The 17,572-nt window shown below is 65.9% G+C and carries 23 protein-coding genes; 19 read left to right on the top strand and 4 right to left on the bottom strand.

Translation table 11 applies throughout. From position 1 onward, the window contains the following. Nucleotides 1-8: 8 nt before the first annotated feature. From ACS5PK_RS08640 to ACS5PK_RS08550, 19 genes are read left to right on the top strand one after another with little or no spacing between them, the layout of a single operon-like run. On the top strand, nucleotides 9-695 hold the full coding sequence (locus tag ACS5PK_RS08640) for a flagella basal body P-ring formation protein FlgA (RefSeq protein WP_439439828.1): 687 nt from the start codon (nucleotides 9-11) through the stop codon (nucleotides 693-695). After that, the gene (locus ACS5PK_RS08635) at nucleotides 692-1,339 is read left to right on the top strand and encodes a flagellar basal body L-ring protein FlgH (protein WP_439439827.1); all 648 of its coding nucleotides are present in this window, start codon (nucleotides 692-694) and stop codon (nucleotides 1,337-1,339) included. The genes ACS5PK_RS08640 and ACS5PK_RS08635 overlap by 4 nt, the downstream gene beginning before the upstream one ends. Nucleotides 1,340-1,341: 2 nt before the next feature. Continuing rightward, entirely contained in the window at nucleotides 1,342-2,457 is a 1,116-nt protein-coding gene (locus ACS5PK_RS08630; RefSeq protein ID WP_439439826.1) for a flagellar basal body P-ring protein FlgI, read from the top strand. Between the two features lie 5 nt (nucleotides 2,458-2,462). Then, nucleotides 2,463-2,822: a flagellar basal body rod protein FlgB gene (locus ACS5PK_RS08625; protein ID WP_439439825.1), complete on the top strand. Its 360-nt coding sequence runs from the start codon at nucleotides 2,463-2,465 to the stop codon at nucleotides 2,820-2,822. A gap of 38 nt (nucleotides 2,823-2,860) precedes the next feature. After that, complete coding sequence (locus ACS5PK_RS08620) at nucleotides 2,861-3,253, top strand: flagellar basal body rod protein FlgC (protein ID WP_439439824.1); 393 nt, start codon at nucleotides 2,861-2,863, stop codon at nucleotides 3,251-3,253. Then, on the top strand, nucleotides 3,250-3,564 hold the full coding sequence (gene fliE, locus ACS5PK_RS08615) for a flagellar hook-basal body complex protein FliE (RefSeq protein ID WP_439439823.1): 315 nt from the start codon (nucleotides 3,250-3,252) through the stop codon (nucleotides 3,562-3,564). The genes ACS5PK_RS08620 and fliE overlap by 4 nt, the downstream gene beginning before the upstream one ends. A gap of 9 nt (nucleotides 3,565-3,573) precedes the next feature. Beyond that, the gene (gene fliF / locus ACS5PK_RS08610; RefSeq protein WP_439439822.1) at nucleotides 3,574-5,034 is read left to right on the top strand and encodes a flagellar basal-body MS-ring/collar protein FliF; all 1,461 of its coding nucleotides are present in this window, start codon (nucleotides 3,574-3,576) and stop codon (nucleotides 5,032-5,034) included. Continuing rightward, nucleotides 5,031-5,486, top strand: coding sequence for a hypothetical protein (locus ACS5PK_RS08605; protein ID WP_439439821.1), 456 nt, complete (start codon nucleotides 5,031-5,033; stop codon nucleotides 5,484-5,486). Before fliF ends, ACS5PK_RS08605 begins: the two co-directional genes overlap by 4 nt. Then, complete coding sequence (locus tag ACS5PK_RS08600; RefSeq protein WP_439439820.1) at nucleotides 5,483-6,196, top strand: FliH/SctL family protein; 714 nt, start codon at nucleotides 5,483-5,485, stop codon at nucleotides 6,194-6,196. Before ACS5PK_RS08605 ends, ACS5PK_RS08600 begins: the two co-directional genes overlap by 4 nt. Next, nucleotides 6,193-7,506: a FliI/YscN family ATPase gene (locus ACS5PK_RS08595; RefSeq protein WP_439439819.1), complete on the top strand. Its 1,314-nt coding sequence runs from the start codon at nucleotides 6,193-6,195 to the stop codon at nucleotides 7,504-7,506. The genes ACS5PK_RS08600 and ACS5PK_RS08595 overlap by 4 nt, the downstream gene beginning before the upstream one ends. Further along, on the top strand, nucleotides 7,503-7,958 hold the full coding sequence (locus ACS5PK_RS08590; RefSeq protein ID WP_439439818.1) for a hypothetical protein: 456 nt from the start codon (nucleotides 7,503-7,505) through the stop codon (nucleotides 7,956-7,958). The genes ACS5PK_RS08595 and ACS5PK_RS08590 overlap by 4 nt, the downstream gene beginning before the upstream one ends. A 38-nt stretch (nucleotides 7,959-7,996) precedes the next feature. Further along, nucleotides 7,997-9,022, top strand: coding sequence for a hypothetical protein (locus tag ACS5PK_RS08585; protein WP_439439817.1), 1,026 nt, complete (start codon nucleotides 7,997-7,999; stop codon nucleotides 9,020-9,022). After that, nucleotides 9,006-9,404: a flagellar hook assembly protein FlgD gene (locus ACS5PK_RS08580; RefSeq protein ID WP_439439816.1), complete on the top strand. Its 399-nt coding sequence runs from the start codon at nucleotides 9,006-9,008 to the stop codon at nucleotides 9,402-9,404. The genes ACS5PK_RS08585 and ACS5PK_RS08580 overlap by 17 nt, the downstream gene beginning before the upstream one ends. A gap of 20 nt (nucleotides 9,405-9,424) precedes the next feature. Then, nucleotides 9,425-10,618, top strand: a complete 1,194-nt coding sequence (locus ACS5PK_RS08575) for a flagellar hook protein FlgE (RefSeq protein ID WP_439439815.1) — start codon at nucleotides 9,425-9,427, stop codon at nucleotides 10,616-10,618. After that, the gene (locus tag ACS5PK_RS08570) at nucleotides 10,615-11,349 is read left to right on the top strand and encodes a FliM/FliN family flagellar motor switch protein (RefSeq protein WP_439439814.1); all 735 of its coding nucleotides are present in this window, start codon (nucleotides 10,615-10,617) and stop codon (nucleotides 11,347-11,349) included. Before ACS5PK_RS08575 ends, ACS5PK_RS08570 begins: the two co-directional genes overlap by 4 nt. 23 nt (nucleotides 11,350-11,372) lie before the next feature. Beyond that, entirely contained in the window at nucleotides 11,373-11,687 is a 315-nt protein-coding gene (locus ACS5PK_RS08565; protein WP_439439813.1) for a FliM/FliN family flagellar motor switch protein, read from the top strand. A gap of 8 nt (nucleotides 11,688-11,695) precedes the next feature. Beyond that, nucleotides 11,696-12,016, top strand: a complete 321-nt coding sequence (locus ACS5PK_RS08560) for a flagellar biosynthetic protein FliO (protein ID WP_439439812.1) — start codon at nucleotides 11,696-11,698, stop codon at nucleotides 12,014-12,016. Continuing rightward, nucleotides 12,013-12,759, top strand: a complete 747-nt coding sequence (gene fliP, locus ACS5PK_RS08555; RefSeq protein ID WP_439439811.1) for a flagellar type III secretion system pore protein FliP — start codon at nucleotides 12,013-12,015, stop codon at nucleotides 12,757-12,759. The genes ACS5PK_RS08560 and fliP overlap by 4 nt, the downstream gene beginning before the upstream one ends. Beyond that, the gene (locus ACS5PK_RS08550; RefSeq protein WP_439439810.1) at nucleotides 12,713-13,462 is read left to right on the top strand and encodes a sigma-70 family RNA polymerase sigma factor; all 750 of its coding nucleotides are present in this window, start codon (nucleotides 12,713-12,715) and stop codon (nucleotides 13,460-13,462) included. The genes fliP and ACS5PK_RS08550 overlap by 47 nt, the downstream gene beginning before the upstream one ends. A 10-nt stretch (nucleotides 13,463-13,472) precedes the next feature. Here the strand turns inward: ACS5PK_RS08550 and ACS5PK_RS08545 are convergent, their stop codons facing one another. From ACS5PK_RS08545 to ACS5PK_RS08530, 4 genes are all read right to left on the bottom strand, one after another. After that, the gene (locus ACS5PK_RS08545; protein WP_439439809.1) at nucleotides 13,473-13,766 is read right to left on the bottom strand and encodes a hypothetical protein; all 294 of its coding nucleotides are present in this window, start codon (nucleotides 13,764-13,766) and stop codon (nucleotides 13,473-13,475) included. A 386-nt stretch (nucleotides 13,767-14,152) separates the two neighbouring features. Beyond that, a complete protein-coding gene (locus ACS5PK_RS08540) occupies nucleotides 14,153-14,719 on the bottom strand; it encodes a hypothetical protein (RefSeq protein ID WP_439439808.1) in 567 nt (188 codons plus the stop codon). Between the two features lie 4 nt (nucleotides 14,720-14,723). Continuing rightward, a complete protein-coding gene (locus ACS5PK_RS08535) occupies nucleotides 14,724-15,092 on the bottom strand; it encodes a hypothetical protein (RefSeq protein WP_439439807.1) in 369 nt (122 codons plus the stop codon). A gap of 146 nt (nucleotides 15,093-15,238) precedes the next feature. After that, the gene (locus ACS5PK_RS08530) at nucleotides 15,239-17,557 is read right to left on the bottom strand and encodes a M14 family zinc carboxypeptidase (protein ID WP_439439806.1); all 2,319 of its coding nucleotides are present in this window, start codon (nucleotides 17,555-17,557) and stop codon (nucleotides 15,239-15,241) included. Between the last annotated feature and the right edge of the window lie 15 nt (nucleotides 17,558-17,572).

Here is a 17,572-nt window from a genome sequence, read left to right as displayed (position 1 = left end):
CCATGCGCATGCCATTCATCCTCATCATGCTGCTCGTCCTGCTGGGCACCGGGCATGGGTCTGCCCATGCGGAGGCGTCAGCGTGCGAGCTGGCCTCGGCCGCCGTGCATCGCTGGGCGCTTGAGGCGGATGCACAGGTCGAGGTCCGCTGCCGGGGGCAAGGCATCTACCAGCAGCCGCTCCCTGGTGCGGTGGCCCAGGCGCCCCGTGATCTCACGATGCTGAGTGGTCCGATGAACTGGCCCGTCCGGGTGCGCAGGGCAGACGGCGGGACGCACACGCTCCAGGTCCCCCTGCTGCTGTACTGGACAACACCGGTTTGGACGCTCACCCGAGCGCTTCCGGCAGGCACGCTGCTCCAGACCGAGGATACCGAGATCCGCACCCTGCCCTGGCCTCCCGGCGTATCGTTGACGCCGGCCAGGCCAGAGTCGCCCCCTGAAGGGCGCCTACCCCGCGCCTTGGCGGCTGGCACGCCGCTGAACTTGAAACAGTTGCTTCCGGCCGACCAACTGCAGCGCGGGGCATCGGTCACGGCCACGGTCAGCGAGGGGTCTGTAAGCCTGCAACGCCCCGCGCGCCTGATGGAGCCCGCGCGCCCCGGCGCAGCGGTGCGCGTCCAGGTGCTGGGCTTGAGCGCCGTGCTGCAAGGACGGCTGGATGCCAACCACGTTGTTTGGGTAGGTACCCCATGAAGACAGTTCTCCTGGCGGCCTTGCTGGCCGCCCCCGCCTTCCTGCGAGCCGCGCCCGACGCGGCCTCTCCCGTGCAGGCCCCGGCCAGTGCCGTCGCCGTAGAGGCATCGCCAGTGCCTCGCCCACGAGCCAAAGGCAGCCTGTACTCGGATGCACAGTTCCAGTCGCTGACCGCGGATCGCCGCCGCTTCGAGGTTGGCGATGCGCTGACCATCCTGGTGATCGAGAACGCCACTGCGTCCAGCTCTGCCAACACCGGCACTCAGCGGGACGCACAACTGGGCGTCGCGCTGAGCACACCCAGCCGGGACCGTCATCTGTCCGGCAATACCAGCAATGAGTTCAACGGCACCGGACGCACTCAGCGCGCCGGCCGCCTGCTGGCGCAGATCACGGTGCTCGTTCGGGAGGTCCTCCCGAACGGAGACCTGCGCGTGGCCGGCGACCAACTGCTGGAGATTAACGGCGAACGGCAAACCATCCATGCGGAGGGGCGAGTCCGGCCGCGTGACGTCAACGAGCAGAACACGGTGCAGTCCCATCGTCTGGCCGAAGCCCGGCTGAGCTTCGCGGGCGATGGCGTGCTGGGCGAACTGCAGAAGCCACGTTGGTGGCAACGCCTGCTGGGCCTATTCGGAATCTGATCATGCGCATCCTCATTGCAAATGCGCTGGTGGCTTGCCTGCTGCTGGCCCCCTACACGGTCATCGCGCAATCAGTCCGAATCAAGGACCTTGCTCGCGTCGCGGCCCAGAGGGAAAACGCCTTGGTGGGCTACGGCGTAGTGACCGGTCTGTCCGGCACCGGCGACAGCGCACGCAGCAAAGCCACGCGCACCACGCTGGCCAACCTGCTGAGTCGCTTCGACCTGGCCATAGGATCAGAAGACATCACCAGCCGCAACGTGGCGGTGGTCACGGTGACAGCCAGCCTTCCCTCCTATGCTCGCCCCGGCGACCAGTTGGACGTGACAGTCAGCTCACTCGGGGACGCTCGCAGTCTGGAGGGCGGCACCTTGCTCATGGCGCCGCTCAAAGGGGCCGATGGACGGGTCTACGTGCTGGCCCAAGGCCCCCTGACCGTTGGTGGCTATCGACACGATGCGCACGGCAACCGGGTTCAGAAGAACCACCCTACGGCAGGCCTGGTCAGCGGGGGCGGTACCGTCGAGGTCGCGCTGGAGGAAGACCACGGCGAGAGCACTGAGCTGTCCCTGGTCCTGCGTCAGGCGGACTATGGCACGGCCGGCCGCATGGCTGACCAGTTGAACGCCAGCTTCGGTGGGGACGTGGCCGAAGTGCGCGATGCCGGGGCCCTGACGGTCCACGTCCCTCCCCCCTACCGCAGCCGCCTGGCGGCCTTCATCCGCCAAATGGAGGGTCTGTCCGTGGAGCCTGACCTGCACGCACGGGTGGTGATCAACGAGCGGACGGGCACCCTGGTCGCTGGCGGCGATGTACGCATCTCACCGGTCTCTGTCGTGATCGGCGAAACCAAAGTGACGGTGAGCGCAGAGACCAGCGTCTCCCAACCTTGGCTGGTTCGCAGCTCCGGCGCAGGCGTTCGTACCGAGGTCGTGACCAACAGCCAGCTGCGCATGCAGGAGCCGAACGAACCCAGGTTTGTCCCGGCAGGCCCCACCCGTGTGACCGACCTGGTCCAACTGCTGGCCAAGGCCAAGACCCCTCCACGCGACATGATTTCCATTCTTCAAGCCATCAAGGCGGCAGGCGCCCTGCACGCCGAGTTGATCGTCCAGTGAGCACCATGAACTTCATAGACCCCGCCACGCTGCAGTTGGTGCAGCGCGCCCTGGATGCCGGCGCACTGCGGCACCAGGCCATTGCCCAGAACATTGCGAATGCCAGCGTGCCCGGCGCGAAGCCTCTGCACGTCAGGTTCGAGTCCCTGCTCGGCCCGGTTCGCGCCGACCTGGCTGACGGGCGCCCTCTGCAGATGGCCGACATTCCCAGTCCCTCCCTGCAAACGGACCCGGCGGCCACCATCGAGCTGGACGAGCAGATAGCCGCCCTGTCGAGCAACAGTCTGCAGTACCAGGCCTTGCTCAAGGCGCTCAGCCGGGAGCTGAGCATCCTTTCAATTGCTGCACAGGAAGGTCGTCGTTGATGGACTACCGTGCCGTCTTCCAAATAGCCGCAGCGGGCATGAGCCTGGAGAAGCGCCGCCTCGACGTGGCCGCCCTCAACCTGGCCAATCTGCACGCCAGCGCAATGCCGGGGCAATCGCCGGCCGCCGTTCAGAAGGTCGTGGCAAGCCCGCTGCAACTCTCGTTCCTGGGAGCCCTGCGGCACCAGGAGGATTCGCAACAGCTGCGCGACGTCAAGGTGATCGCCACAGAGGTCAGCCCGCGCCTGATGCATGACCCGGGGCATCCGCACGCGAACGCACAGGGCATGGTGGCCTATCCAGCCGTGGACCAGGCCACCGAGATGGTCACCGCTAGCACGGCCCTGCGCGCCTACGAGGCCAATATCGCCGTTGCCAGCACGGCGCGAGCCATGGCCGCCAAGGCCCTGGAGCTGGGAGGACAGTCATGAACCCCAATGCCATTGAGGCCGTTCAGGCCCTGGGTGCCGTCGGCGCTGCCAGCGGTGCTGGCCAGGCGCAAGCAGCCACCCCGCAGCCCGCGACCGGCTTCGTCCAGTGGATGGAACACGGGATCACCGACCTCAACAAGACCCTGCTCACCGCAGAGCAGGGTGTGCAACAGCTGGCTGCGGGCACGGCAGGCAATCTCCACGATGTGATGCTGCAGCTTGAGCAGGCGCGCCTGGCCATGCAGGTGGCCAGCCAGGTCCGCTCGCGGGTGATGGAGGCGTATCAGGAAGTGATGCGCATGCAGGTCTAAGGACAGATGATGATTGATTCAAAAAACGCCTGGCGCGGATTCTTCGAGGGATGGTCCGGGCTGAAGACTGCCAGCTTCGCCCTGTGCTTGCTGCTCGTCCTGCTGCTGCTGGGCAGCCTGGCCTGGTGGACTCAGCGGGCGCCGCAAGCGGTGCTGTTCTCCGACCTGGCTGAGCGTGATGCAGCCGTTCTGAGCGCGGAACTCGACAAGCTCAAGCAGCCCTACAGCCTCAGCGAGGACGGTCGAACCATCCTGGTGTCTGCAGACAACGTGCACAAGACCCGCATGGCGCTGATGGGGAAGCCTTTGCCCCTGCATGGCGCGGTGGGATTCGAGCTCTTCAACAACACCGACTTCGGCGTCAGCGATTTCGTGCAGAAGGTCAACTACCAGCGTGCCCTGCAAGGCGAGCTGACCCGCACCATCTTGTCGATTGACCAGATCCAGGACGCACGGGTGCACCTGGCACTGCCGGACTCGGCGCTATTCCGCAAGGATGGGCCGCGCGCCAAGGCATCGGTGACGCTCACACTCAAGGGTAGGCAACCGCTGCAGGCGGATCAGGTGCTGGGCATACAAAGACTGGTGGCCGCATCGGTCGCCGAGGTGCGTCCCGAGGACGTCACCGTGCTAGACCAGCACGGCGTGGCCCTGTCACGTCCGCATGGAGAGGATGCCGAGGCAACGGCCATGCAGTTGGACGCCCGCCAAGGCATGGAGGCACATTTCACGCGAAAGGTCAGCAAGCTGCTGGACCAGTGGCTGGCACCCGGCGAGTCGATGGTGGCAGTGGACGTGGTGCTCGACCACGAGCAGGCAAAGATCACCACGGAGGAAGTGCTGGGTAGCCCGCACCCGGATCGAAGCAGCCATCCTGCCGGCGTGCTGACGCGTGAACGCAGCAGCAGCCGCGAAGCAGTCGGTGAGTCCGGAACGGGCGCAGGCAATGGCAGCGGATCACAGCTGCTCAGCCAGGAAATGGAGTACCAGACCGGACGCCGGGTCTCTCAGGTCAACAGTCCTGCGGGGCGCATTGCGCGGCTCAACGTCGCGGTCGTGGTCAAACGGGCGTTGTCGGATGCCGATATGGAACGTGCGAGACAGCTCGTCGCGACCGCCGTGGGCCTGCAGCCTGACCGGGGGGACCATGTGTCCGTGCAGTCACTCGCTGCCCAATGGACGCCAGCCACGTCGGCGGCCACCGCCTCAGTGTCGACTCAGAATGCCCAGCCGGCGGAGCGCCCGGTCTTGAAGGCCCAACCGGCCGACGCAGTGCCGCGCGCCTCCGCAGCAGTCGCCTGGGCGCTTGCTGCCTTGCTGGGCGTCCTGCTGCTGGCCTTGGCCGCAGGGCGCTGGCATGCGCGCGGCGCCAGGCAAGGCACCAAGCCGGAACCCGGCCAACGCCTGGCAACTGAAGAGCGCGAGGCACTGCTGAAGACGCTGCAACAGTGGCTGGAGCCGCAGCGATGAACGGCGCCGACCAGCAGTTCACGGAAGGTCTGCGACGGGCCGCGCTGACACTGCATGCCTTGGCGGCCGAGGACCGGGACTGGCTGCTCCGTCAGCTGCCACCCGCTCATGGGCAAGCACTTGAGCCCCTGCTGGAAGAGCTCAAGGTGCTGGGCATTCCGCAGGACCAGTCGCTGGTCCAGGCTGCGCTTCGCAGCAGGCGGACCATGGCGGAGCCGGACCTCGCGCAGGCCCAGGCCCTGTATCAGGCCCTGTCACACGAGGACCCTGTGCTGCAAGGTCAGTTGCTGAGCCTGCTGGCCGCCGAGCAGCGTTCGGCCGTCCTGGCCTGTTGGCCTGCGGAGGTCTTGCGCCCCACGCCCCTTGCCATGCCCTCGTCATGGAGTCCCGCGTTGCAGGAGGCACTGCTCCAGGCCTGGATCCATACGCCGGAACAGGAGCTCGGGGCATGAACCGCAGTACCGTACTCAAGGCCGCCAGCATGGCGGCCGCAAGTGGCAGCCGCACGCTGGATCTGTCGCCTCCCGCGGTGACGACTGTTGACGTGTCCGAGCCGCCACCTCCGGGCCGTTACATCACCGAACAAGAACTCGAGCAGCTGGGGCGCGAGTGGCATGCGCGCGGATTCGCGGAAGGCCGCAGCGCGGCGGCCGACCAGGCACGCGAAGAGGCAGGCCAGGCAGCCCGGCGCGAGCTCGCAGAGCAGCTCGAGAAGGCCAGGGCCCAGCTGACGCGCGAACGCGCTGAACAAATGAAGACCTTGGCTCTGGCCCTGGCGCAGCAGCTGCAGGCCATGCGAGAAGACCTGGAGAAGCAGCTCGCCGACTGGACCTTCGTCGCCAGTTGCCGCCTGCTGGGCGAGCTGGCGCCTTCACGCATCCAGCCGACTGTGCAGCAGCTCCTGAAGGAAACCGGAATGACTGATGCAGTCACGGTGCTCCTGCATCCCTCCGACCACGCATTGCTGCTCCCGACCCTTGCGTCACAGGCTGGAGACGGCCTTGCCTGGCGAGCTGATCCGAGCCTGGCTCTGGGTGGCTGCAAGCTGCTCGGCCCGCAGCAGACCATAGACGCCCGACTGGAAGTGCAGCTTGAACAGTTGCGCCAGGCACTGGATGAGGCCCGCCGCGAAGCAGCCGTTGACGAGGGCAAGCGTCCATGAACGAGGTTCCGCGCGCCCTGCAACAGCTCCGTCCGTTCCGACGGACGGGTCGTGTCACCCGAGTGACCGATCTGGCCATCGAATCGCATGGGCCCGCAGCAGCCCTGGGCGAAGTCTGCGAGCTGCTCAGCCCTGACCGCGAGCGCATCCAGGCCGAAGTGGTGGCGCTGCATGACCACAAGCTCACCCTCATGCCCTACGGCCCCTGCAAGGGGCTCACTGTCGGTGCGGAGGTCATTGCGCTCGACACGCAGCCCACGATTCCAGTCGGGTCCGGACTGCTGGGACGGGTCGTCGACGCCTTTGCGCGGCCCCTGAGCGGTGAGCCCATCGCGCACGCCAGCGTTGACATGCCGCTGCACCCGGAGCCACTGAACGCCCTGGAGCGAGAGCCCGTCAGGCAAGCTCTGCACACGGGCGTCAGGGCCATGGATGCCCTGCTGCCCATTGGGCTGGGACAAAGGCTGGGGATCTTTGCCGGCAGCGGCGTCGGCAAGAGCTCATTGCTGGGCATGCTGGCGCGCAATATGAGTGCCGACGTGGCCGTCATTGCCCTGATCGGCGAACGCGGACGGGAGGTACAGGAGTTTCTTGAGCAGCGCATGTCCGCCGAGGCGCGCCAGAAGTCTGTGATTGTGGTCGCCACCGCTGAGCAACCAGCCGTGGTCCGCGCCCGTGCGGCTTACGCCGCCACCAGCATTGCCGAGTACTTCCGGGGTCGAGGCCAGCATGTGCTGCTGATGATGGACTCCGTCACACGCTATGCCATGGCCCGGAGGGAAATCGACCTCGCCGCAGGCCAACCGCCGACCTCGCGCGGCTATACACCGTCGGTGTTCTCTGCAATTCCGGCGCTGTGCGAGCGCTGCGGCGGCTTGCGAGGCCAGGGTTCCATCACGGCCCTGTACACCGTGCTCGTCGAAGGGGATGACGTGCATGAGCCGGTGGCCGATGCGCTGAGGGCGAGCCTGGATGGCCATATCGTTCTCAGCCGGGAGCTGGCCAATGAAGGGCACTACCCTTCCATCGATGTGCTGCAAAGCGTCAGCCGTTTGGACAGCAGCCTGCTCGCGCCTGCCGATCATCAGTTGGCCATGGAGCTCCGATCGCTGCTGGCGGTGCATCGCCGCCAGCGCGAAATGGTTGACATGGGCCTCTACAAGCCCGGCAGCAACCGCAAGCTCGACCAGGCGCTGGCTGCCTGGGAGGGCATCACTGCCTTTCTGAGGCAGCCGTCCGGCGACGACGCTCCAAGGGAGCAAAGCCGCCAGCAATTGCAAAGGCTGCTGCTGACGGAAGGAAGGCCATGAAAAACACGCGACCATGGCTGCACGGCGCCATCAGGGCCCATCGCGCCCTGAATGAGGAACTTCAACGACAGGCTCACGATGCCAGTGCGGCGCTTGACCGATCCTCAAGCGGCTTGGTGCGCGCACATGCCGAACTGTCTGCGGTCGGCGACGCATGGATGACGCATCGAGCGTCGCTCAGGACCTCGCACCAGCTGGAACTGGTCTACCAACAGTTCCACGCCCATTTGCAGCAGCAGAAGGCGCAGGCTACCGAGCGTCATCAGGCGCTGCAGCTCCAGTTGGAGCACTCGCAGGCGCTGCTGCGCCAGAGCCGTGGCAGGTGCCGCCTGCTGGAACGTCTCCAGGAGATCGGGCACCAGCAAACTGCCCAGGAAAGGCGTCAGCAAGAGCTGCAACAGACCGCCGAAAGCTGGCTGCTGAGCCGGCATGTCGAAGGAACCACGGAATGACCTTGATCCACACAGCATCCCCTCCAAGACCAGCAGGCATGGACGACGGGCAGGCACTGCAACGGCGCTTGCTGCATGACATGGAGCGTCAATGGCTCAGTACCTGGGCGCAGGCCGACCAGCAGCACGACAAGTCGAAGCAGGCAGCCTCATCGACGACGGGCGGCTCCACCCAGGCATCTGAGCAGGCGCAGGATCCGCTTGACGCACCGGACGACGTGCAAGGCCACTCCGCTTGCCCGACAAGCGCCCCTCTCCAGCCATCAATGCCACCGGCCGTCGATTCCCAGACAGAAGACAGCACGGAGCAGGCTTTCAACTGGCGGCCCCGGCCGGACGGTGAGACGCCAGCATGCGGAGCGGCGAAGGCTGCCTCCGCACGGCTCGACGGTCCGCAGCGCCTCCAAGGCCTGGATCCCAGCAGCCAGGCAGGCTCCTCGGCCACCTGGCTACTGCCGGCCACGGCGGCAGAGGCTCGTCCCGCCTCGTCTGGCGACGTTCACAGCCTGGATTCCCAAGCCCAGCCCAAGCCCCTGTCCCGAGCCGCTCCCGCGTCCCACTCCTCGTTCCAGGACGCGGCAGCCTACGGCAGCCCGCCGCCCATCGCCGGAGCAGCGCACAGCATTGACCTGGTACTGCCGCAGGCTGTGCATGCGCAAACGGCCATGCGGCCCTCCGGCGATGAGGCGTCCTCGGAGGCCACTGCCCCCGCCGTTCCCTCGGCCAAGCCTGACACAGCGAATGGCGAGGAACTGACGCATGACAGGCAACGCCTCACCTTGCGGGAAATTGATGCGGGGACGGTGCAGGCCCTCCTCCGGGACGCGCAACTCGACGCCCAGGCTTCCGGCCTGGCAGCGCGGAGCCTGCACCATGCATTGATGGAGGCCGGCTACGCCCGTGTCAAGGTGGTGGTAAACGGCCAGACAGCGCGCACGGACACGGCTCAGGACGCGCCTGCCGACCGCGACGACTCCCAGCGTTCGCCCCAGGCTGCGATAGGCGCGTCCCGCCGCACAAGCACCCCACTGTCTCAGGAGAACACTTATGGCTACCAGCCCTAGCGCAGCCTCGGCTGCCGCCCAGATCGGCATCCAGGACTTCCTGAAAATCCTCGTGGCCCAGTTGGGCAATCAGGACCCCCTGAAGCCCATGGACAACCAGGAGTTCGTGACTCAGCTCGCCCAGTTCACGTCTCTGCAGCAGACCCAGGAAATGAACGACAAGCTGAGTTCCCTGCTCTCTGCGCAGACGTCGGCGAGCTCGGTTGGCCTGCTCGGCAGGGTCATCACGGCATCGACCAACAACGGCACGGTCAGTGGCACGGTCACGGCACTCAGCTACACCGGGCAAGAGCCCAGTTTCAGCATCAAGACGGCGGACGGATCGACGCTCACCGGCATCAACTTTGGACAAATCATTGGGGTGCGCTCCAGCGCGCCCTGACCCCGCAGCAAGGACCCTCCATGTTTGACTCCCTGTACATCGGCACAAGCGGCCTGCAGACCTTCTCGGCCGGTCTGAAGGTGATCAGCAACAACATTGCCAATCTGAACACCCCCGGTTTCAAAGCCAGCTCGTCGACCTTCGCCAATCTTTACTATGCAAGCTCGGGCGACGGCTCCGGCGGCATGACGGGCGACAGCGCCCACTTCGGCAGCGGTGTGACGCTAGGGCACATGAGTGTCAACTTCCGCGCAGGGGAGCTCCGACAGACCGGCAATCCCCTGGACCTGTATGTCAATGGCTCGGGTTTCTTCATCAGCAAGGCCAAGGGCACCGGCGAAAGCCTCTACAGCCGTGCTGGACAGTTCGACTTCAGCAAGGACGGCATCCTGGTCGTGCGCGGCACCGAGCACCAGGTCATGGGCCTGAGCGACGGCGGCGCATTGTTGCCCATCACGCTGGATGGCCTGCGCATCAATCCGCCCAAGGCCACGTCGACTGTCTCCTTCGCGGGTAACCTGTCCAGCGGCGCCTCGACCCACACGCTGTCCACCGTGAAGGTCGTCGACTCATCAGGCGGCGAGCACACGCTCACCCTGACCTTCACCAAGTCTGCGACGACTGGCGCCTGGACGGTGAAAGTGCAAGAGGGCGGCAGCGATCTTGCCAGCGGTGACATCAAGTTCACCGGCGGCCGCACCATGCCCGGATTCGACTCCCTGAGCTTCAACCTCAGTCCCGCAGGCATGCCGTCCACATCGATCAACCTGGACTTTTCCAGCAATGTGACCGATCACAACACGGGGTCTGGTTCATCCACCCTGGCCGTTGCCAAGAGCGATGGGTACCCTCCTGGCGCGTTGACCAAGGTGAACTTCGACGAAGACGGCACCATGGTGCTCTCCTACGCCAACGGACAGTCAGTCAAGGGAACGAAGCTGGCCCTTGCGCTGTTTGACTCGACCGATGGGCTCCAGGCTCAGGGCAATGCCGGCTTCACCTACGCCTCCCGCGAGGGCATGCACACGGGGGCGGCAAGGCAGGGTGCCTTCGGCAGCATTGGATCCAATCAGATCGAGGGCTCGAACGTCGACCTGGCCAGCGAGTTCTCCGATCTCATCGTCGCCCAGCGCGGCTACCAGGCATCCTCACGCATCGTATCCACAGCCAATGAGCTGCTGCAGGACCTCTTTGACATGAAGGGCCACCGTTGAAGGACGCGCACGAACTCGTCTGGCTGCCGGAGGCGCTCGGGACTGCATTGGCCGAGTGCCTGCAGCAACTGCTGGACGACTTGGCCAACAGCTGGGGTATTGGTGGACCAGACGCCGTCCAGGCAAGGCTCCTGTCCGCACAGCCCTGCGCCGAGGACGAAGCACCGCCTCCAGGAAGCCTGGAACTGCGGGATCTGGATCCCCTGCTCTTGCGGGACTGGCTGGCGACGGCGCTGCTGGGCAAGGCATGGCCGGGCTCCGCCATCGTCGGGAGCGCCATGCGGCGACTCCTGCATGGTCTGGAAGAGGCCCTGCATCAGCGCTTCGGCAAGGTTTCGCCGGCAGGCGAGGACGCCGCCGGGCCATTGCCGGGGCACTGCGGCATCCGCCTGCAGTTCAACTGGTGCGGGCGTCCCATGCACCTGACCCTCTCACAACGTCAGCTGCGTGCCAACGGCTGGGTGAAGCGGACGTCCATGCCTGCCCTACCCCGCATCGACCTCGCGAAGGCCCTGTCGGCAACGCCCGTGCCGCTGCTCGCCACGCTAGGGCAGATCGAGCTGCAGCTCTCCGATTGGCTGCAGCTGTCGCCTGGCGACGTCCTGGTATTGAACAAGCCCCTGACTGAACCGCTGAAGGTCCAAGCACAGTCCAGCGACTGGTGCCAGCGTGCCCAGCTGGGAAGCAATGCCGAGCGGACCCACCGAGTCCTGCGCTGGACGACAGGCTGAATGTCCCAACATACGAGAACGACATGACCGTACAGACCATCGACCTCCCTTCCCTCAGCCCCCTGTCGCAAGGCCAGGCACTGGAAGCATCCCCCAGGCTTGCGGCACTCGCCGGCGTGCAAACCACGCTGACCGTGGTCGCAGGACACGCCCACAGCACCGTGGGTGAGATTCTTGAACTCAAGGACGGCATGCTGCTGCAGCTGAGCACGCCCTTGAATGGGGCGTTCGACATCTGCCTGGGAACGACCGTGGTCGCACGTGGCCAACTGGTTGCGGTAGGTGAGCAGTTCGGCATCAGGGTGACCGAAGTCGCCCCCGGCGTGGGCAGCGAATGACTCAGGCCGTGACGGGTGCCAGCGCACCCCTGCCTTTCAAGACGGCACCAGCCGCGGACCTGCCGTCGGCCTCCGAATGGCTGTTGGCCCTGCTGCTCTGTGCGGCCTTGCTGATGGGCCTGTTGTGGCTGCTGCGGCGGCGCCAGGGCAAGCTGCAATGGGGACGCCAGGCCCAACTGCTGAAGGTGCTGGACCGCCAGGCACTAAGCGCGCAGGTGCAACTCGTGGTGTTGCAGTACCAGGGCCGCCGGCTGCTTCTCAGCGTTGGCCCCGCTGGTACGCAGTGCCTGCGAGACGACCCCGACGACGCCGAGGAGTCCAACCCATGAGAAGGGTTCTGCCAGTCTTCGTCCTGTGCCTGCTGGGCATGGGCAGCATAGGCGCCTGGTCAGCGCCGGCAGGGTCTGCGCCCTGGGCCCTGGCCGAGCGCAGCCTGCAAACGCCGGAGATGGCCAGCGCCTTGCGCATCTTCCTTGGCCTGACAGCCCTGGGCTTCATCCCCGCGGTGCTGGTGTGCATGACCTGCTTCGTCCGCATCGTTGTGGTGCTGTCCATGCTGCGCCATGCCATCGGTCTGCTGGAGTCTCCGCCCAATGTGGTCATCATCATCCTGGCCTTGTTCCTGACGCTGTTCTCGATGCAGCCTGTGCTGCAACGCATCCACGAGGACGCCTTGCAGCCCTATATGCAGGGCCAGCTCAAAATGCAGGCTGCGGTCAACAAGGGCAGCGATCCGATCAAGGAGTTCATGATCCGGCAGACGCGGGAGCAGGATCTGGTGCTCATGATCGACACCGCCCGCGCCCCGCGCCCGCAGACCCTGGCGGATGTGCAAATGCTGCACCTCATCCCTGCGTTCATGCTGTCGGAACTCCGCACTGCCTTCCAGGTGGGATTTGTGGTGTTCCTGCCCTTCCTGCTGATTGACCTCATCGTGGCCAGCGTCCTGATGGCCCTGGGGATGATGATGGTCCCCCCCTCGACGGTGTCCGTCCCACTCAAGCTGTTGCTCTTTGTCCTGATCGATGGCTGGAACATCGTCACCCGAGCCCTACTCGGCACCATCCACTGACGAGTCCGGCGCCGCACGCTGGACGGATAGGCACGCCCCTGCGCCGCGCGCGGCGCTGGTGGATGCCTACACACCCTTGGTGCGTCGCATAGCGGCGCGGGTCTACGCTCGGCGCGCCGGTATACCCCTGCAGTACGTCGACCTGATCCAACAGGGCATGGTGGGCCTCCTGGAGGCGATCGATCGATTCGACCCTGCACGTGGGTTCCGCTTCGAGTCTTTCGCGCAGCCACGCATCGAAGGCGCCATGCTGGATGGGCTGGCCGTCTACAGCGAAGTCCAGCAGCAGTTGGCCAGGCGCCGTGAAATTGAACGGCTGCGGGCGCAGTCATTGCGAACGGACAGCAAAGAGGCACCGGCCAGATCAGCCATCGACCGATTGGCTGAAGTGGCCGTCGGCCTGGCCCTTGGCCTCGTGCTGGAGGAGTCCGGACAAGACGAAGCCGTGGAACCCTGCGTGCCGGACAACGCCTACGCGCGAACTGAACTGGCGCAGCTGCGAAAGCTGTTGTCCAGCCTTGTCCAGCGACTGCCCCCGGCCGAGCATCGGGTACTGTTTCGCCACTACTTCCAGCAGCAGGGCTTTGACGAGATCGCCGTAGGCATGGGCTTGTCCCGCGGCAGGGTGGCGCAAATTCACCGAGCCGGACTATTGGCCTTGCAACGGCGACTCCGCGCGCAGGGCTTCAGCACAGAAGCCTGATGCCCCGTATTCATCGAGCGGGCGGCACTTCGCTCAGCACGGTCATCTGCTCGAAAGCCTCCTGTAGAAGCTGCACGCAGCCATCGTCCTGCTCAATCGCTCGGCAGGTACGTTCCACCAGTTCGCCAAAGCTGGGGTCTAGCTGCAGGGTGTCTCCAAGCTCCTGCAGCAGGGCGGCCTCCACCAGAAAACGCAGTGCTTTGGAGGCCGACCATCCGGGCTGCAGGCGTGCAAGCCGCAATCTGGCATGCAACCGCTCCGCGGGTGACATCCCCTCACTGGCCAGCGCCGCCTGCTGCGGCATCCGAGGCCCCTCGTTTCGCTTGCCCGTATGCCGGAGGCCCGAAGACACCGAGGTCTTGCTCAGCAGCTGTAAGACACTCGACAAGGACGGAACGGGCGCAGGCATGGCGACGAACGGAAAGCGATAGCGCCATTGTGACCCGAATGGAGCCTTGCACGCTCGGTGGACCTGCACAGTTCACCCACGTACACGCTGACCATGCACACAGCCGAAGCCTGGAACATGGCTGAAGCCCTTGGATGCAAGGTCAAGGCTCGACGCCAGCACAGCGGCTCGAATCGCGATCACCAGGCTCACCAAGGCAGAGCCTCAGCCATTGCAGCCCCTCACTTGCGGCAGCGATGCAGGTCACTGAAGCCGGCTCGCCCCGGGGCCAGCCGCCGTGCTCACCGTGGCGCCGCAGCCATGGGCTCAGATGCCGGTGGCGTGCACCCCAGGCCCTGCCCCAGGCCTCGCAGATACGCACGCCGCGCCAGACCTGCAGCAATCGCAGCCGTCACCTCGCGGTTGTAGCGCTCAGCACCACTGAGCTTGCGGATCCAGCCGCGGAAGGGAAGCAGGCCCTCGGTGGCGCTGCGCAAGCCGCTGACGGCCGCATCGCCGAAGGCATCGCCGGCTTTGCCGAACCAGTCCGCCTCGCCGGGAGCGCGCGGGCTGTCCAGGTCCTGGCCCAGCACGGCATTGAGGCCCTGCAACTGGGCCATCAGCGCCGGGCAGTCGAGCGGACGGGCATAGGGAGCCTGCCGGGCCGTCAGCAACACCTCCGGTATCTTGGCTCGCACCAGATTCAGGTCGTTGAGCGGCGAGGTAGCGGCTTCGGCGAGGCGGTCGCCCGTGTCCGCCTTCTGACCCGGCGTATGGACCGTCTGCACTGCACAGGCCGACAAGCCCACCAGCAGCACCAGGGAGGCCAGCCACGGCCGCGAGTTCTTGGGCATCAGCGCTTGAGTCATGGCCCTACTGTATGACAGCCCAGGCCTCCGCCCAGCGGTCCAGGTCCGGCGGGCACTGCTTCTTGCTGCCAAAGACGATGGCCTTGCCGCGACCACGTTCGGACTTCATACCCTCGGCCCGGCTGGCGGGCATGACGAAGACCATGGGGTAGGCCCGAGCCTCCTCGAAGCGCTTGTAATTGAGCAGCACGTAGAAGCGCTGGTCCATCTCGCCTTCCGGCTCCTCATTGACCAGCCAGCGACCGTTATCCGGCACGCCGCGCACCACCACCTCCAGTTGCCGCCCCGCGGGCGTGCGGACCAGCAGCTCCACACCGCTGAAACCGCCCAGCGTGGGCACCACCTGATGGCCCAGGCGCATCAGCTGGCTCATCACAAAAAACTCTGCCGCGCGGCTCACCGCGCGCTCTTTACTGCTCCGGGACAAACAACACTCCTGCTGACAAGAATCACACCCCCGCCAGTGAGGCGGGGGCGCGATTGTGCAGCAAGTTCGAGCGATCGCTCAGGAGCTGCGGGTCAGGGCGTGTAGCCCAGGCTCAGCTGCGCATTGCTGTAGCTGCTGTAGCCATAGACGCCAATGTAGAGCCAGCCGGCGGCCGGATTGCTCAGCGTGCAGGTCTCGGCATTGGTCGAGCCCTGCTTGCGGCAGTTGTAGCTGCTGCTGGTGGGTTTGGCGCCGGCACGGGTAAAGAGATCCAGGTCGCCTGAACCGCCGCTGGTGCTCACCGTCAGGGATGTGGTGCCGGCGGGCACCGCCACCTTCCAGTAGCGCCAGCTGCCGGTGGCCCCCGACAGGCCGGTCAAGACCTGACCCTTGGTGAGTACGGGCACGCCGTCGTCACTGAGCTGCACCAGCTTGCTTGTGCTGGCGCTGAGACCTTCGTTGTCCGTGACCGTCAACTGCACGTTGTAGCTGCCAGCCGCCGCGTAGGTATGGCCGACCGACGCTCCGCTGCCGTTGCCGCCATCACCGAAACTCCACTGACGGCTGGCGATGCTGCCGTCGTCGGTGCTGGTGTCACTGAATTGCACGGCGAGCCCGTTGACGCTGAAGCCGAAGGAGGCCTGCGGAGGCTGTCCGCCTCCACCGCTTCCAATGTCCAGGAAGACCGCGCTGAAGGCCCCCCAGTTGCCCACAGCGTCCCTGCCCCGGACATAAACCAGGTGTCGGCCAGTCGCCAGTCCCGCGGTGCTCAGGGTGCCACGCACGGCCTCGGCACTGCTGTTGAAGGCACCATCGACAGCGGCCAGGGGCAAGGCCTGCGCCCCCGCCTGCCAGGGTGGCACGTCAACATAGGCCTCTGCAGCCCCGATGGCCTGTGTAGGCTCGGTGCCGTTGCTCTGGTTGTAGCGGGTATCGTCCACGCGGGCATCCAGGGTCACTGGGGTGCCAGCCGTCACGCGACTGGCAGACAGCGCGAGTTGGGTGACGTCAGGACCTGCCGGCGTCTGGTAGGGCGTGCGCACCACCTTGGCGGCATAGATCAGCGCCGGCATATTGCCCGGCAGCAGCGTATTCGTGTAATAGCTGCACTGCTCGAAGAAGGCCGTGCCCAGTTCGAAGGTGTAGGCCGCCACACCCAGCTCGCCGTAGCTGGGCCCGTCGCTGGTACCGTCGGTCTCGTAGAGATCCAGCGAGCGCTCCGGCGTGTGGCCGTTCCAGTAAGCGAACTTGCGTCCCAGGGTGGCGAGTTGCGTGTCGTTGCCTGCCACCGATCCGTTGGTGCCCCAAGGCCACAGCAACAGGCGCCCGTGGCTGTGGATGTCCAGGTGGATGCCGCTGGTGTCCAGCGGTGCCGGGTCGCTGCGGTTGGGGCCGCGACGATCCGGCCACAGCGAGCGGATATAGGCCTCCACCGCGCGGGTTTCCGGTTCCGAAGCAGCCGTGGGGCCGCGGTAGGTCTCGCTGCAGGCATTCCCGCTGGATCCGGAGCCTCCGGTGCTGTTCCAGCCAAAGCCGAAGTTGCGGTTCAGGTCAGCGCCACGGCTGTTGCTGGTCGCACCGCAGTAGGCGGTGTTGGTGTTCTTGCGCCACAGCAGGCCCGCCTCGGCCTTCTTGCGACCGTCGGGATTCGTGGCCAGCAGCAGGTGGATCTCGTGGTGATCGAGGATCCAGGTCGCATCGGCATCAATGCCGTGGCCGTTGACCAGCCTGCGGGCGAACTCCAGCACCAGGGGCGTGGTCGCGTACTCGCGGGCATGGATGCCCGCGTTGACGAAAAGCTTGGGCTTGGGTCCGCTGACCGCGCCATTGCTGAGCTTGAGCACCCGCAGGTCATAGCCGCCGGCACCACGGCTCTTCTCCCAGGAATCCCCGATGTCTATCCAGCTGGCCAGTTGCGGCTTGGCGCTGACCATGCCCTGGGCCTCGGTGAAGACTTCCTCGACGGTGGGGTAGCAGCTGTAGTTGGGAATTCCCGCCAGCGTCTGGCGGGTCCCGGTGGCCAGGGCATGCCGGCGGCGCTCGCCCGCCTCCATGCGTGCCTGCTCGCGCTGCTGCGTCAGCCAGTGAGGGTCGGGCACCAGGCGAAAACCCAGAGCGCGCAGTTCGCGCGCCTCTTCCGGATTGAGCTGCACGATGACATAGCCCAGCTCATAGGGCGAGGCCAACGTTTCATAACGACTGTGCGCGATGGCCCTCGCCTTGCGCACATCGCTGAAGTACGCCCGCATGGTCTGCCTTTCGGCGGACTCACGGCCCTGGATGAGGGTGGGGTCAGGGGCTTGCGCCACGGCGGCCTCGCCGCCCCAGAGAGCGGTCGCGGCCAGCGCGCCTGCCAGGGGGTAGGACAGGACACGCTTCAGGACATGCGCCCATTTGTCTTGCTGCTTCATCTCGATCTCCTGAGA

The sequence above is a fragment of the Roseateles sp. DB2 genome (assembly GCF_051857535.1).
Lineage (GTDB): Bacteria > Pseudomonadota > Gammaproteobacteria > Burkholderiales > Burkholderiaceae_C > Roseateles_B.
This window is presented reverse-complemented; position numbering and strand designations above follow the sequence as displayed.

Excerpts from the sequence above, each read along its gene's own strand:
- ACS5PK_RS08640 (WP_439439828.1), top strand. The coding sequence starts at position 9 with ATGCCATTCATCCTCATCATGCTGCTCGTCCTGCTGGGCACCGGGCAT.
- ACS5PK_RS08635 (WP_439439827.1), top strand. The coding sequence starts at position 692 with ATGAAGACAGTTCTCCTGGCGGCCTTGCTGGCCGCCCCCGCCTTCCTG.
- ACS5PK_RS08630 (WP_439439826.1), top strand. The coding sequence starts at position 1,342 with ATGCGCATCCTCATTGCAAATGCGCTGGTGGCTTGCCTGCTGCTGGCC.
- ACS5PK_RS08625 (WP_439439825.1), top strand. The coding sequence starts at position 2,463 with ATGAACTTCATAGACCCCGCCACGCTGCAGTTGGTGCAGCGCGCCCTG.
- ACS5PK_RS08620 (WP_439439824.1), top strand. The coding sequence starts at position 2,861 with ATGAGCCTGGAGAAGCGCCGCCTCGACGTGGCCGCCCTCAACCTGGCC.
- fliE (WP_439439823.1), top strand. The coding sequence starts at position 3,250 with ATGAACCCCAATGCCATTGAGGCCGTTCAGGCCCTGGGTGCCGTCGGC.
- fliF (WP_439439822.1), top strand. The coding sequence starts at position 3,574 with ATGATTGATTCAAAAAACGCCTGGCGCGGATTCTTCGAGGGATGGTCC.
- ACS5PK_RS08605 (WP_439439821.1), top strand. The coding sequence starts at position 5,031 with ATGAACGGCGCCGACCAGCAGTTCACGGAAGGTCTGCGACGGGCCGCG.
- ACS5PK_RS08600 (WP_439439820.1), top strand. The coding sequence starts at position 5,483 with ATGAACCGCAGTACCGTACTCAAGGCCGCCAGCATGGCGGCCGCAAGT.
- ACS5PK_RS08595 (WP_439439819.1), top strand. The coding sequence starts at position 6,193 with ATGAACGAGGTTCCGCGCGCCCTGCAACAGCTCCGTCCGTTCCGACGG.
- ACS5PK_RS08590 (WP_439439818.1), top strand. The coding sequence starts at position 7,503 with ATGAAAAACACGCGACCATGGCTGCACGGCGCCATCAGGGCCCATCGC.
- ACS5PK_RS08585 (WP_439439817.1), top strand. The coding sequence starts at position 7,997 with ATGGACGACGGGCAGGCACTGCAACGGCGCTTGCTGCATGACATGGAG.
- ACS5PK_RS08580 (WP_439439816.1), top strand. The coding sequence starts at position 9,006 with ATGGCTACCAGCCCTAGCGCAGCCTCGGCTGCCGCCCAGATCGGCATC.
- ACS5PK_RS08575 (WP_439439815.1), top strand. The coding sequence starts at position 9,425 with ATGTTTGACTCCCTGTACATCGGCACAAGCGGCCTGCAGACCTTCTCG.
- ACS5PK_RS08565 (WP_439439813.1), top strand. The coding sequence starts at position 11,373 with ATGACCGTACAGACCATCGACCTCCCTTCCCTCAGCCCCCTGTCGCAA.
- fliP (WP_439439811.1), top strand. The coding sequence starts at position 12,013 with ATGAGAAGGGTTCTGCCAGTCTTCGTCCTGTGCCTGCTGGGCATGGGC.
- ACS5PK_RS08550 (WP_439439810.1), top strand. The coding sequence starts at position 12,713 with ATGGCTGGAACATCGTCACCCGAGCCCTACTCGGCACCATCCACTGAC.
- ACS5PK_RS08545 (WP_439439809.1), bottom strand. The coding sequence starts at position 13,766 with ATGCCGCAGCAGGCGGCGCTGGCCAGTGAGGGGATGTCACCCGCGGAG.
- ACS5PK_RS08540 (WP_439439808.1), bottom strand. The coding sequence starts at position 14,719 with ATGACTCAAGCGCTGATGCCCAAGAACTCGCGGCCGTGGCTGGCCTCC.
- ACS5PK_RS08535 (WP_439439807.1), bottom strand. The coding sequence starts at position 15,092 with ATGAGCCAGCTGATGCGCCTGGGCCATCAGGTGGTGCCCACGCTGGGC.
- ACS5PK_RS08530 (WP_439439806.1), bottom strand. The coding sequence starts at position 17,557 with ATGAAGCAGCAAGACAAATGGGCGCATGTCCTGAAGCGTGTCCTGTCC.